Source organism: Janthinobacterium sp. GW821-FHT03C10 (assembly GCF_059420865.1).
This window is the reverse complement of sequence record NZ_JBWKUN010000002.1, coordinates 62,272-76,786: the sequence shown is the minus strand read 5'-3', so window position 1 is coordinate 76,786 and position 14,515 is coordinate 62,272. Positions and strand designations below refer to the sequence as shown.

8 protein-coding genes are annotated in these 14,515 nt (G+C 62.2%); 3 read left to right on the top strand and 5 right to left on the bottom strand.

What is annotated here, in order from left to right; all coding sequences use genetic code 11:
• Positions 1 to 2: 2 nt before the first annotated feature.
• From AC07VH_RS08115 to tssF, 5 genes are read right to left on the bottom strand one after another with little or no spacing between them, the layout of a single operon-like run.
• Complete coding sequence (locus tag AC07VH_RS08115) at positions 3 to 1,862, bottom strand: esterase/lipase family protein (protein ID WP_494787161.1); 1,860 nt, start codon at positions 1,860 to 1,862, stop codon at positions 3 to 5.
• Positions 1,859 to 4,453, bottom strand: coding sequence for a type VI secretion system Vgr family protein (locus tag AC07VH_RS08110; protein ID WP_494787160.1), 2,595 nt, complete (start codon positions 4,451 to 4,453; stop codon positions 1,859 to 1,861). The genes AC07VH_RS08115 and AC07VH_RS08110 overlap by 4 nt, the downstream gene beginning before the upstream one ends.
• Before the next feature lie 12 nt (positions 4,454 to 4,465).
• On the bottom strand, positions 4,466 to 4,720 hold the full coding sequence (locus AC07VH_RS08105) for a PAAR domain-containing protein (protein ID WP_494787159.1): 255 nt from the start codon (positions 4,718 to 4,720) through the stop codon (positions 4,466 to 4,468).
• 30 nt (positions 4,721 to 4,750) lie between these two features.
• The gene (gene tssG / locus AC07VH_RS08100; protein WP_494787158.1) at positions 4,751 to 5,776 is read right to left on the bottom strand and encodes a type VI secretion system baseplate subunit TssG; all 1,026 of its coding nucleotides are present in this window, start codon (positions 5,774 to 5,776) and stop codon (positions 4,751 to 4,753) included.
• Positions 5,740 to 7,545 (bottom strand): type VI secretion system baseplate subunit TssF, encoded by a 1,806-nt coding sequence (gene tssF, locus AC07VH_RS08095; RefSeq protein ID WP_494787157.1) that lies wholly within the window; start codon positions 7,543 to 7,545, stop codon positions 5,740 to 5,742. Before tssF ends, tssG begins: the two co-directional genes overlap by 37 nt.
• A 104-nt stretch (positions 7,546 to 7,649) precedes the next feature.
• Between tssF and tssK the strand changes: the two genes are divergently transcribed.
• The 3 genes from tssK (at position 7,650) to AC07VH_RS08080 (ending at position 14,443) form a co-directional block, all read left to right on the top strand.
• Complete coding sequence (gene tssK / locus AC07VH_RS08090) at positions 7,650 to 9,065, top strand: type VI secretion system baseplate subunit TssK (protein WP_494787156.1); 1,416 nt, start codon at positions 7,650 to 7,652, stop codon at positions 9,063 to 9,065.
• Between the two features lie 162 nt (positions 9,066 to 9,227).
• On the top strand, positions 9,228 to 12,281 hold the full coding sequence (locus tag AC07VH_RS08085; RefSeq protein WP_494787155.1) for an ATP-binding protein: 3,054 nt from the start codon (positions 9,228 to 9,230) through the stop codon (positions 12,279 to 12,281).
• Positions 12,278 to 14,443: a sensor histidine kinase gene (locus AC07VH_RS08080; protein WP_494787154.1), complete on the top strand. Its 2,166-nt coding sequence runs from the start codon at positions 12,278 to 12,280 to the stop codon at positions 14,441 to 14,443. The genes AC07VH_RS08085 and AC07VH_RS08080 overlap by 4 nt, the downstream gene beginning before the upstream one ends.
• Positions 14,444 to 14,515 lie beyond the last annotated feature (72 nt).

The window sequence follows — 14,515 nt, the reverse complement described above, 5'->3', positions numbered from 1 at the left end:
GATCAAGTCCACTTTGAGGTTTTTGCGATTTGTATGATGGAATACAGCATTGAGGTAAGTACATTGGGATTTGAATAGCTATCTTGATGCCCATAATCAGTACCATCTTTTACCCCGTGAATGAATAATCTTTCTTTTTTAAAGCACTTTTCTAAATCTTTTGATGGGACTGTGTCATCGCCAGCGGCACTGGCTGGCATTAGCTTTAATCGTAATTTTCGAGGGGTAGCTTGAACAACAAGCTCATTTTTAGCATTGTCTTCAAGTAGTGTCCATTTTTCAGGCGGAGGTAAATTTTGACTTTCCTTAGAAACTGATAGTCCGCTGTTGAGTCCTTCAATTACTTTAAATACGACATTTCCATAACTTAACCTCTTTGGCGAGGCGCAGTAGCTTGCAAAAGTGGTGGTGTGAAAAGTTTCTTTTATTGAGTTCAAGAATTTGAATGCATCGTTAAGCCTATACTTGACATTATCAAGGCCACCTCCACTTTTTTTGTCGATGTTTGCCGGATTTATCCATTTTGGATTTATAAGCCGCCACCACGCATTCGGTGGCTGCAAGTAAATAGCATCCAATGCTGTAGCACCCTCGCGCGGCCAGCTCCACAGTTCTTTGTCTTGCTGATCTACCACCCTGAGCCATTTTTCACCGTAGACGACGCCAGGCATCATCTCCAGCGGTGCCGGAGCATTCGCCAGAATGGCTGTCGCATGGATGCCATTGATGCCAAGTACCTCTGCTTCGTATTCACCCGCAGTAGTGTCTTTTTCCTGAAAACCGAAGCGCATGCGTTTATATGCTCCGGCGGCGCCGATGGCTGGCATAACACTGTGATAAATGCCAAGTATGGTCAGGTCCTTATCGTTGACTATTTTTCCATAGTCAGGGTGTATCAAGGCGCGGGCCAGCAAGCCACCCATGCTGTGCGTGACCAGAATGACTTCATGACATTTGAATCCTCGCTCGCGATAACCTTTGACCAGGCCTCTTATGCGTTTGGTAATTGTCACGGCAGTGACGCCATTGCTCTGCACAAAGTTGTAGCCCATCGCGTGAACTGGATACCAGCATGCCGCGATTTTTTTCAAGTCTTCTTCCGTTATGGGATTGCTTGATACGCCACCAAACGTGGAAGGATCTTTCATCACCGACGCACCCAAGCCACTTGTCCCGCGCCAGACTGGATGCAGCTTCCCGCCTAACACTATATTGTTCATGTGCTTTTCAGTGTGTTGGAGCATGGAGCCATAAGCTCCATCAAATAGCACTTCGCTCCAGCCGCGCCATCGCGCTACCTGCGCTGGAGTTGCGAACGCTTGCGGTTTCCCTTGAACAGGACGACTGCCGGGGTTGATTCTGTTCGAGCCCATCAGGGGAGGGATGGGTGTCAGACTGTCAGGAACATTCTGATGTCGCATATCGGAAGCCATTGTTTCTGGTCCCTCCGCGTCAAATCGCCCATTGTTTTCTGTGTAATGGTAGTATTCGACTTCTGTTTCATTGGGATCAAACACCAATTGACGTTGTTGAGGCGTAGCCTCTCTGAACCATCCGCCCAAACCAGTTCCGGCGGCAACATCTGCCATTCCTCCCACCCCCATCAAGTCGTCCGGTCGCCATGCTCGATTGTCCGGGCGCTCCAACTGTTTTTGCCGCACCTTGGACATACGTAAGTTGCTGCCCATGACGCCTGGCAGAAAAATGATCGGTATCACTTTGCCTGGTGGCTTGGCGAGCTCATGACGTGCCGTGTCGCTGGTCTTGGTCATCTGCACCGCGTATTCCGCCCATCCGCCCACACCCTGTGTAAATTGTCTTGGATGATTACCTCGTTGGTTCAGCTCATCGTTGTCACTCATGGCAGTTCTCCCTTATAGCGAATGATGTAGCTGTCCATGCCCGTGGATTTTTGTAGCTGCGTGGAACCGTCTTCCGCGCTTTTGCCGGCCATGTTGCCGTCATCGCGCAGGATTTCAAAAGCAAGGCCAGCGGCCGGTGTATCGTCGGCATTCACCAGCAACACTTCCTGGTCAAAACTGCTGTGTGGTCGTTCATTAAATTCCTGCGACACGCTCTTCGGCGCCAGGGTTTCCAGGTTGCCATTGAAGAGCACGGGCGAGGAGGTGAAGAACTGCACCTTGTCGCTGATTTCCAGCATGTGGCTGGCGCCGTGCAGGCGCACGCCTTTCTTGCCCTTGATGTTGACCCAGTCCGCTTCGCTGATCAGCGATAGCACTTTCTGCGCGAGGATTTCCACCTCGTCGCTCTGGGCCTGGATGGCTACCTTGCCGCTGGCCGCGATCAGCTTCATGCCGGCCTTGTACACGAACAGGCTGAAGGTTTTGGCGATGCTGGCAAACATGCTGTCGCCGCTGGCGAGTGAAATATGCTTGCTGCTGCTGAGCGCCACGTGCTCGCTGGCGGCCAGGTGGATGGACTGGGCCGTGCTCAGTTCGACGCCTGCCGGGCTGGCCAGCACCAGATGTGCTTCGGACAGTTCCGGGAAATCGCCGCCGCTGCCCTTGATGGCGGCGTTTTGCCGCTGGATGGCGTCGGCCACGGCGCCTTGCTGTGCGGTACTGTCCTGCGCGCCCGCGTCGACGGCCATGCCGGCAAGTCCCTCTTGCAGTTGGCGTGCCTGCGCCAGGCGGGACTGCGTTTCGTCGAGCTGTTTGACCGATCCAGTTCCTGCCGGTGCTTCGGTGGTGATCAGCATGCCTTTGGCAGCGCGCAGGGCGCCCCAGGCATTGCTGGCCAATTCAAAACCCGCGCCGCGCGCTTCCTTGCGGCCGGCGTTGTCGTCGATGCGGGTGATGTTGCCCAATGAGAGCCGGCTGTCCTGGTGTTCGCTGCGCAGCTGTGCCTGGATCGCGCCCTTGGTGTCGTCGAGTACCAGATGGTTGGCGCTGCGGGCGCCCAGTTCGCGGCTGCGCAAGCCGGACAGGGCGCGCTGCTGCGGCAATTGCCACGGCGGCGGATTGGCGCTGTTGTAGACGACGCCGATGACGATGGGGTGGTCGATATTACCGTCCTGAAATTGCACGACGACTTCCTGGCCCACGCGTGGCAAGGCGATCTGTCCCATTTGCGCTCCCGCCATCGGCATCATGACCCTTATCCATGGCGAGCTGCGTTCATCGAATTCCCCCAGGCGGTCCCAGTGAAATTGCAGGCGGATGCGTCCCAGTGCATCGGTATGGATCTCTTCCCCGGCCGGCCCGACCACCAGCGCCGTCTGCACGCCGGCAACCACGCACGGTGTGCTGTTGTAGCCGCGGCCCGGGCGCCAGCGGATGTCCCGCCGCACGCACACGAGCGTGTTCGCATAGTCAGATGGCGCGCTGGGGCCCGCCTGATAATTGTTGCTGGCGATATGCACCACTGACAGGATCAGGTACTCGCGTTCGGCAATACTGTCCGGGCGCTCCTGGCCAGGCTGATAGCGTTTTTCCTCGGCGCTGAAATGTCCATCGAGCCGGAAGCAAAGGCCGGGCTGTGCGCCACGGTGATTGCCTGCCGCCTCGAAATACTGGCGCAGATGGTCGCTTTCTTCCATGCGGCGCTGTGCCAGAGACTCCCCGTCATCGACATTCCTGTAGCCATAGGCACCCGTGTTTTCATACAATTCGTGCGCAAAGACATCGCCCTGGTGATTCAGGGAGTAGCCGCTGGCAAGGCGTGGCTGCGGATTCTTATAGTCGAAACTGGCCAAGGTCAGCTGCCCGGAGCCGATCCGGCGCACGGCTTGCCATTGCTGCAGGCCATCGTCTTCCAGGGAACCCGACGCGGAGTGGAAGCGCATGGCGCCGTCGCCGGATGCCGTGGCGATCATGTCCGCCAGGGTGCTATTGTCTGCGAGCCACAAGGTGTGGCCATCGGCACGGTGTTCGTACCAGTAATACCAGCCGAGGGCTTCCCAGCGCCGGTGCAGGTGGTTGTAGTCGGTTTCATTGTGCTGGTTGGCGCAGGTGATCTGCGGATCGTCGCCATGGATGCTGGTTTTCCAGTCGCGCTGCCCGTAGTGCGCAAACGTTGTTTCGGTCAGCTGCATCACGCTTTGGCCATGAAAGGAGACGTTGTCCTGGCGCAGCCGGGCAAAGGCCAGCCACGGTTGCAGCACCATGCGGTACCAGGCGAAGCCGCCGTCTGCGCGCAGCAGGCAAAATTCGCCCACATAGCCGTTAAAGTGGCGCAGCGTGCCATCGTCGCGCACCATGGAAATGCTCACCATGCGGCCCATCATGGCCTTGAGCGCGATGTGCGCGTCGTCCGACAGCAGCTCGGCTTCGAAACGGAAGTCGCGCGATACTTCTTCCCTGGCGGTCAGCGAATTGACCAGCAGTATGGCGCCATCCGGTCCATCGTCATGGGGGAAATCGATCTTCAGCAGGCGCCGCTCTTGCGCGGCGAGGTCGAAGGCCGATAGCGCCGCCTGGATGCTTGCATGCATGGCCTGCCTCCCTTATAGCGATGTGATCAGGCGGGCGCCGCAGGCGGTGGCATCGCCGTCATAGGCGTACGGTTTGTCCATGTGTTTTGCGCCGGCGCCGTCCGGCGTGATGGGAAAGCTGCCCTTGCACTTCGGGCAAAAAGTCATGTCATCGGCCAGCGCCGCCGTCTTCCCCATCACGGTGCTGCCGGACGATGCGCTGGTGACTTTGCCGCCGTGATCGGTTGCGTCTCCGAGTCGGATGACGCCGCGTCCCGCATGTTTCATGCTTGCCTCGCTTTTCCAGGGATGAATTGTTCAATCCAGCTGCAGCAAATAGCGCACCTCGGCGCCGCGTACCTTGCCTTGTGCCGTCTGCAAGAACGTCGTCCAGCCCAGGCGCCGTCTTTCGGAAGGCTTGGAACTCAGGAGCAGGGGCTTGATGCATGGCGGACTCAGTATCAGCCGCACTTCGTATTGCAAATCCGGTACGCCAAACAGCGCCAGCATCTTCGCCAGTGCCGCCGCACCTGCGCTGCGCGGCAGGAAGCGTTGCAGGCCCGCCGGATCCAGCGGACCGATATGCAGACAGACGCGCATGTCCTGGCGCCACAGCCGCAGGCCGAGCGTTGCGCCGCGCGCCAGGGTGAAGTTGATACTGCCCAGCAGGCTGCGCCGGTTTTTTTCCAGATAGTCCCAGCCACCGACAAATTGTTGCAGGGCGACGGGTACGCCGCAGTATTCGGCCAGCACGGGGGCAATCGCTTGCGCGGAGACGGGGCGGCAGCGCAGCAGACCCGCGTACCAGGCCGCGACGTCCTGTGTCACGGCATCAGGTTCTGCGCTCGACGGCAGAGCATCGCGCTGCACGCCGGCCAGTGCCGACAACAACAGTAGTTGCTCGTCCTTTGCCTGGGTCTGGAGCATGGATTCCAGCCGATACTTTTCACACGCCGCGTAATACAGCGTGAGCATGCGGTGCGAAAAGATATCGAGGAAGGCCGAGACGCCGGCGTCCTTGCTCGACAGGCGGTAGGCGGCGATCCGTTCCGAGTGGTGCAAGGGCAAAGTGCCGCCGACGCCCAGAAACCGCATGAAAGCCGGTATCAGGATCAGTTGTTCATTCTCGTCGAGCGAGAGCTGCTCGATTTCACTGGCCGGAAAACTCAAGGACAGGCTGTTCTTGAAGCGCAGCACCTGGCCGAAGGTTTGCGCATGGGACACATTCTGCCGGCGTAGCCAGCACAGCAGAATACGCACCGCCTGCACGAACTGATAGCGGTAAGGTTCGGCGAGCAAGTGTTGGACTACACCAGATTCTGCAGTCCGCTTCTTGGTTTGCATCGGATCAGCTCCTCTCCGCTTTGCAGTGACAGCACCACCAGTTCGATGAAACTGTTGATTTGCACATACAGCCCAAGGAAGTGATCGATCACCTGTACAAACAGGTGCATGCCGCTGCCGATAAAGGCTTCCTCGTCCAGCGTGATGCGTACCTCCACGCCATGCGCCAGCGAGGTGCCGCGCCGGTGCCGCAGCCATGTCGTGGTCGGCGAGTGGGCCAGCGCGGCGATACCGCCGATCTGGCGTTGCGAGGTCGCCGATCGGGACAGGTCGTACAGCGTCAGCATTTCGCGCAGCGCCGGCAGGCCCTCCTGGACCAGCGCGTGATGATTCAGCGTCAGGTGCGAAATCAGGCGCCAGTGCAGGCCCGCGCCAGGTGAGAAGCGGCGCGGCTGGCTGGGGCGTCGCAGCATGTGCAGTGCCGGGCCGCCAGCGCATGGCTGCAGGTCTCCTTGCGGCTGGCCGTATTTGAGCGCAAGGGGAAGATCGCGGTTGCTGCATGTCAGCGACAGCGACAGGCTGGCCTTTTCATGGATCAGGGGATTGAAGTCGCCGTCGACCAGCGTGATTTTCTTTTCGTGACCCGGACTGTTGATGGCCAGCGCCGTATCGTGGCGCAAGACCCAGTAATGACCTTGTTGAGACGCACCCTCCCCATGGCGCAGGCTGTACAGGGGGCGAAATTCCGTCAGCGTGCTTTCGCCGCCGCGTTGGCGCAGCAAACGCACCGCATCGACAGTGACGACTTCGTAGCCATGCGCATGGGTGGCATGGGCCAGCACGGAGTAATCGGTTTTCTGCCGGGTGACGGAAATCGGCACGCCTTCCTGGCGGAAGAGATTGACTGCGGGACTGCAGCCCAGCTTCAGGTTTTCGCTGGAAATGCTGGACAACATGCGCGCCGTGGCGGAATCGGAGCGCAAGCCGGCCATGCACAGATGCAGGGTAAGGCGCTGGCTGCCAGGCGGCAGGGCGGCGCCCAGCGCCGCGGTATCGATGTCAAAGAAATTGAATTTTTCCGGATAGGCAAAATACTCGCTCAGGATGCGGTAGGCCGGCTGCGAGCGAGCACCGAAAGGTATCAAGGCATCCGTGTCGGCGAAGCCGACGGGCGTCAAGGGCACGGCAGGCAAGGCCATCCATTGCACCGCGTCGGTCGACACGAATGCGCAGACGGTATGCATGAACAGGGCATCGCGCAATGCAGCGGACAAAGAAGCTTCGCCATCGATGAAAACGCGCAGCGATGCGGGCGCCGCACCGGGATGCAGGATGCCGATGTTCAGCGAGCAACTGGCCGATGCCGGCAGGCGCACGCCCGGCGGCGCCTTGATCATCGCATCGAAAACGGCGCTGTCCAGTAGCGATGCGCCGGTCGTCATGTCGTAGACCGTCTTGAAGCGGCAGCGCACGCCACGTACAGGCGTTGCATCCATTTCACTGCCGGATGGCAAGTGCAATACGCCCGCACCAGCCGCCGGGGCGGGCTGGCACACGATGCTGCACGATGGAAAGGGGCGCAGATAATGCGGGAACAGGGCTTCGAACAGGGCTTCCGTAAATTGCGGATAGTCGTCATCGAGCCGTTTTGAGATACGTGCCGCCAGCATGGCCACCGATTCGATCAAATGTTCCACGTGGGGGTCTTCGCACGACTCGCCGGACATGTGCAATTTACCGGCGATTCTCGGATAGCGTTCGGAGAACTCACGGCAATGCCGCCGCAGCATCACCAGCTCGCGTTCGAAATACGGCAGCAAGTCCTCCATCTCTCTTCCTGTGTCCTGGCGGTGGAATGGCCAGTATCCGAGCCTTTGCTCAAGGGTAAATTGCGTTTGCGCAAATAATTGAACAAGGTTGCTGCGCAACATCAATGACCTCCACGCTGGCAATATCAGACTGGCAAGGCAGAAAGATTCCAACGCTCAATAGGGAGAACGCAATGACATTGCCATCCAAATTGCTCTGGTCCGAAGGCCTGGCCATCGGTCCCCAGCAATTCCAGCAGCTGGACCGCTACCATGAAGCGCGCCTGCAGCGTCTGGCTTCATTGATCAATCCACATTTATGGGGCGTGCATGGCGTCAGCTGGAATATGGATGCGCTGGCCAACAATAGCCTGCGGGCGGACGCCATGTCGCTCGTCTTTCAGGATGGTGAACTGTTTGAGGCGCCGCTTGGCGACGTATTGCCCAGTGCGGTTGACTTGTCCAGGTTGCCAGCCAGCGAACATAGTTTTACCTTTTATGCCGCGCTGCCCGCACTGCAGGCACATGGCGGCAATGTGAGCTCCGCAGGCGCGCGCTATGCACAGGCGGATATCGAAACCCCGGACCTGTACAGCGAGGCGGTCAGCATAGACGTCGCCTACCTGAAGAAACGCGTGTATCTGCTGTCGCAACTGGAGCCCCTGAATGATTACCTTGCCATCCCTGTGATCCGTTTGTACCGCGCTGGCAATGGCAGCTTTGAAATCGATGCCGCCTTCATGCCGCCTGGCCTGACCATCAGTGCCGATTCCTCGCTGCAGAAACTGCTCGATTCCCTGATCGAGCGCATGGGCGCGAAGATTGAGGCGTTGTACAGCCGCCACCGTCAGCCTGGTAACAATACGGTGGAATTTCATGGCGGGGATGTTTCCTCGTTCTGGATGCTCCATACCTTGAGCACGGCCAGCGCGATGCTCAGTCATTGCGCCAGTTACCGGCGCCACCATCCCGTGTATTTGTTTGAAAAATTGATGGCATTGGCCGGTGGCTTGATGACGTTCTCGAAAAAATACACACTGAGCGACTTGCCCGCTTATTCTCACGATGACGCGGCGCCCGGTTTCGGCAAGCTCGATGGCATCATTCGCGACCTGATCGATACTGTTCTCCTGTCGCGTTACTTCCCGATTCCACTGTCCAACGACGCGCAACAAAACACCCATTATCACGGCTTGCTCGATGCTGCGCGCATCGACCGTCAGACCGAACTCTGTCTTGCGGTAAACGCCGATATGCCGGCGCTGGAACTGGTCGCCACGGTGCCGTTGCAGTTCAAGATTTCATCTCCGGACAATATCGAACTATTGCTGGGCCGCGCGCTGCCGGGGGCCGAGTTGCGCCATCTGGCACAGGTTCCCGCCGAAGTGCCGGTGCGGCCAAACACGTATTACTTTTCCATCGATAACAAGGGCGGTATTTATGACGGCATGATCAAGGCCCAGGCGATTGCGATTTATGTGCCGTCTGGCATAAAAGGGTTGAAGCTGGAATTGTTCGGTATCAGCGGCACCGCCGCGTAACGATGGCTGGCGTAGCGAGCGCGTGTATTGTCAAATGATTGCCCTAAGCAATAGACTTGCCCCGGCAGTTGACGTTATCATGTTTTTGTAAGTGTCGGTGGCTGAATGGTCGGCGCATAGTTGAAACATGGTGACAGGCGAGGGTGAGCATGGGCATGGCGAATGATGCGTGAAGCGCCGGGCGGCGGGATGGGTGGGACAGCGGCGCGCCGCTGCGGCCGCGCATTGCTGCTGGCGCTCTGTGTCGCCGCGGCCCCTGCCGCCGTGCCGGCCGCCGCGCCGGCGCACCAGGGGCAGCGCGTGCTGTTCCTTAACGCCTACGATTACGGCCGCGCCGGCGTGGAATCGTACACGCGCACCTATGTGGCCGCCATGGCCGCCGCGGGCCTGGCCAGCGAAGACATCATGGTCGAGCACCTGAACCTGAATACCCAGGGTGACCCGGCGCTGCGCAACGAGATGCGCGATTTGTTGCTTTTAAGATACACCCAGATGATGGGGCGCAAGGCGGACCTGATCATCGCCATGCAGCAGCCGGCGCTCGATTTCTTGCTGTCGGACCTGGCGCCGCTGGCGCGCGGCGTGCCCGTGCTGGCGATTAACACCTCGGGCAAGGCCTTGCCGGCCGGCAGCCCGGCGTCCATCTGGCAGCAAAAGGCGAATGTCGATTTTCCCGGCACCCTGGCGCAAGCGATGGCGCTGTTCCCGGAGACCAAAAGCATCGTCATGGCCGTCGGCACCAGCGAGGCCGACCAGGCCTTGAAGCGCAGCATGCAGCAGGCGGCGCTGGCCTGGCGGGGCAAGGTGGCCATGCGGTATCTCGACAACCTGTCCCTCGAGCAGATGCGCGCGGCGGTGGCGCACCTGCCCGCCAATACGCTGCTGGTGGCGGGCAACGTCAACCGCGACGTGGATGGCAACATCGCCACGCCCGTGCAGTTTTCCGTGCAGCTGGCGCGGCTGGCCAATGTGCCCGCCTTTGGCATGTATAACGCGACGGTCGGCAAGGGCATCCTGGGCGGCTCCATCCTGCACATCGAGCGGGCCGCGCAGCAGGTGGCGCAGATGTCGCTGGCCGTGTTGGACGGCAAGGCGCCTGCCGCGCCGGGTGCCTTGCTGCCGCCGGTCCGCCCCGTGCCCATGTACGACTGGGAGCAGCTGCAGCGCTGGGATGCCGACATCAGCCAGCTGCCGCCGCACACTCTGTTCTTCAACCGTCCGCCGCAGCTGTGGCACGAACACCGCGCCGCCGTGCTGCTGGTGGGCGCCATCTTCATCGTGATGGCCGGCTTGCTGAGCGCCCTGCTGCTGCAGCGGCGGCGTTTGCGCCATGCCGAGCGCGAAGCGCGCGAAAGCGAACAGCGCTTCCGCATCCTCGTCGAGCATGCGCCCGAGGCCATCGTCGTGTACGACCTGGACCAGGACCGCTTCATCGACGCCAACAGCAGCGCGCAGCGCATGCTGGGCATGTCGCGCGAAGCGCTGCTGGCGCGCGGGCCGTTCGACCTGTACAGCACGGAGCAGCCAGACGGCCTGCCTTTGGGCCTGATGGTGGAAGAGCATCTGCGCCGCGCCATGCTGGGCGAACCCATCATGGTCGAGCGCCATGTGCGGCGCGCCGACGGCAGCATTTTCCCCTGCGAGGTGCGGCTGGTGCGCTTGCCGATGGAAGGGCGGCGCCTGGTGCGCAGCGGCATCGTCGACATTTCCGAGCGCAAGCAAAGCGAGCAGGAGCTGCTCGGCTACCGCGACCACCTGGAAGAGCTGGTGCAGCAGCGCACGGCGGCCCTGTCCGTGGCCGTCACCGAGGCCGAATCGGCGAACCGCGCGAAAAGCGTTTTTCTCGCCAACATGAGCCATGAATTGCGCACGCCCTTGAATTCCGTGATCGGCTTTTCGCAGATGATGGCCGATTCGAGCAGCATGTTCGAGGAAGAAAAACACAACCTGGCCATCATCAACCGCGCGGGCCACCACTTGCTGACCTTGATCAACGATATCCTGGAATTGTCGAAAATCGAGGCGGGCCGCATGCAGCTGCAGGCGGGGCCGGTGGACTTGAACGGCTTGCTCGACGAGGTGCTCGAGATGGTGCGCATGCGCTCGAGCGACCAGGGCATCGCGCTGCGGCTCGAGCGTGCCGGCGTGCCGCCGCTGGTGCGCCTCGACGGCGCCAAGCTGCGCCAGGTGCTGCTCAATTTGCTGTCAAACGCGCTCAAGTTCATCGAGCAGGGCAGCGTGACCCTGTCGCTGGCCTGCCAGGCGGGCGACGACGGGCAAGTGGCGCTGGCGTTTGCCGTGCGCGATACGGGCAGCGGCATCGCGGAAGAAGACCTGGAACGCATCTTTGAACCGTTCGTGCAGGCCGACAGCGCCGTGGCGCAGGCCGGCACGGGACTGGGGCTGACGATTTCGCGCGAATTCGTGCGCCTGATGGGCGGCGAGCTGCGCGTCGAATCGACCCTGGGCGCCGGTTCCCGCTTCAGCTTCGCGCTGCGCGCACCGCTGCTGCGGCAGCCGGCCATCGCGGCGCTGGCGCCGGGCCGCGTGGCGCGCCTGCCGCCGGCCCAGCGCGGGCGCATGGTGCTGCTGGTCGACGATGACGACAATTGCCGCAAGCTGCTGGCCGGCTTGCTGGCGCCGCTGGGCTTCCAGCTGCACGAGGCAGCGGGCGGCGTGCAGGCGCAAGCCATGCTGGCGGCGCAGCGCTACGACATGGTGCTCAGCGACTGGCGCATGCCGGACCTGGACGGCCTGGCGCTGACGCGCTGGCTGCGCGCGCAGCCGGCGCTGGTGCAGCCGCGCCTGGTGATCATGACCGCCTCCGCCTTCGAGGAAGAAAAGCAGGAGGCGCTGGCGGCCGGCGCCGACGGCTTCCTGCGCAAGCCGATCGAGCAGGAACACCTGTTCGCCATGCTGGAGCAGCAGCTGGGCCTGCGCTTCCAGCGCACGGCCGCCTCGGCGCCGCGCGTGCCGGCCGCCGCCTTCGACCTGCAGCAGGCGCTGGGCCAGCTGGGCGGGGCCGAGCGGCAGGCGCTGCTCGAATCCGTGCAGGCCCTCGACTTGCGGCGCAGCGCCATCGTGCTGGCCGGCGTGGCGACCAGCCTGCCGCAGCTGACCGCGCACATCGCCGCCATGCTGGAACAGCACCAGTACCAGCCGCTGTGCGCCTTGCTGGCGCAGCCGGCCAGCGAGCCGCAGGGCGAAGACGCATGACTTTGCACGCATCCAAGGGCGCGCGCCTGGGCGGCGTGTCCATCGTGCTGGCCGTCAGCGTGGCGCTGACCTTTGTCGTCACCGCGCTGCTGCTGGTGTTTGCCGTGCTGTTTTACCAGTCAGAACGCGAGCAGCGCTGGCAGCAGCTGGAGCGCAGCCTGTCGGTCAGCGCGGACCAGCTGGCCGTGGCCATCGAACTGCCATTGTGGAATCTCGATGAAAAGCAGATGCAGGCCATCATGCGCAGCATGCTGGGCAAGCGCGACCTGGTGGCCAGTTCCCTCACGCCGGGCATCAGCAAGGAAGCACTGGTCCTGCGCCGCACTGCGTCCGGTGCCATCGGCAGCTTTTCTTCGCTGTCCGCGGAACCCGGCTGGCTGGTGCAGCGGCGCCCCGTGACGATGGGCGGACAGGTCATCGGCAACGTTGCCGTGTATGCGACGCCGGCCCTGCTGCACGCGCAGCTGCGCCAGCGCGCGCTGGGCATCGGCGCCATGATCGTGGCGCTGGACGTGATCCTGGTGGCCAGCATCTGGCTGCTCATGTGGTGTCTGATGCTCAAGCCTCTGAAGGCGATCGGCCAGTATGCGGCCGGCATCCAGGCAGGGCAGGGCGAAGCGTCCGGCACGCCGCCGAAAGCGTGGTTCCTGGGCGAGCTGCGCACCTTGTACCGCTCCATCCGCGACATGGTGGCGCTGCTCGACAGCCGCTACCGCGCCTTGCAGCGCAGCGAGGAGCGCGTGCAGATGGCCACGGGCGCGGCCAGCATCGGCATCTGGGACTGGAACGTCAGCAGCGATGCCTTGCAGTGGGATGAGCAGATGTATGCGCAGTTCAAGGCCGACGCGGAAAGCGGCATGGCGCCGGCGGCGATCTGGCGCAGGGCGCTGATGCCGGACGACGTGCCGGCCGCCAAGGCGGCCCTGCGCGCCGCGCTGGGCGCCGGCCAGGCGTTCACGCACGAATACCGCATCCTGTGGCCCGATGGCGCCATCCGCTACATCAAGGCCGACGCCGTGATCTTCCGCGACGGCCAGGGCCGGCCCATGCGTCTGGTGGGCTCGAACTACGACATCACGGCGCACCGCGAGGCCGAACTGGAACTGCTGCGCCACCGCCACCACCTGGAAGAACTGGTGGCCGAGCGCACGAGCGCCCTGTCGGTGGCCGTCAGCCAGGCGCAGGCGGCGAACCGCGCCAAGAGCACCTTCCTGGCCAACATGAGCCATGAGCTGCGCACGCCCTTGAATTCCGTGATCGGCTTTTCGCGCCTGATGGCCGCCTCGCCGAACATGCAGGACGATGAAAAGCGCAACCTGGCCATCATCCACCGCTCGGGCAACCATTTGCTCACCCTGATCAATGAAATCCTCGAACTGTCGAAGGGCGAGGCGGGCCGCCTGCAGGCGCAGACGGCCGTGGCGGCGCTGGCGCCGCTGCTGCAGGAAGTGATGGACATGCTGGGCATGCGCGCCGAGCAGCAGGGGCTGGCGCTGCGCCTCGATTGCGCGGACCTGCCCGCGGCCGTGCTGCTCGACGCGACGCGCCTGCGCCAGGTGCTGCTGAACCTGATGTCGAACGCCGTCAAGTTCGCCGGCGGCGGCGAGGTGACCTTGCGCGTGCGCGGCGAGCGGCGCGGCGGCGATGAATGGATGCTGTCGTTCGCCGTCAGCGACACGGGCATCGGCATCGCCCCGGAGGACCAGCAGCGCATCTTCGAGCCCTTCGTGCAGGCCGACAGCGCGGGACCGAAGGATGGCACGGGCCTGGGCCTGGCCATCTCGCGCGAATTCGTGCAGCTGATGAAAGGGGAACTGACGGTGGAATCCATGCCGGGGCAGGGCGCCACCTTCCGTTTCAGCATTCCCGCGCAGGCGGCCGAGGCGCCCGTGCAGGCGCCCGTGCCGCTGCCCGCAATGCCGGCGCACGAGGCGCCGCCGGCACTGCGGGCGCAGGACTTGCAGCTGCTGGCCGGCGAGGAGCGCGCCGCCTTGCTGGTGGCGCTGCGCGAATTGAACCTGGCCAGGGTGGCCCTGCTGCTGGGCGCCTTGCCGCCGGCGGCGGCGCCCGTGCTGGCGCCGCTGCAGGCCATGCTCGACCAGCATCGGTACCGCCAGCTGTGCGACTTGCTGGAGAATGAGGAGGCGCTGGCGCACACGTGAAAGTGTGGGCTGACAACATCGGTTTCGCTGAAAAGACGGACTAAGTAGGGCCGATGGATGGTGCTAAATTGC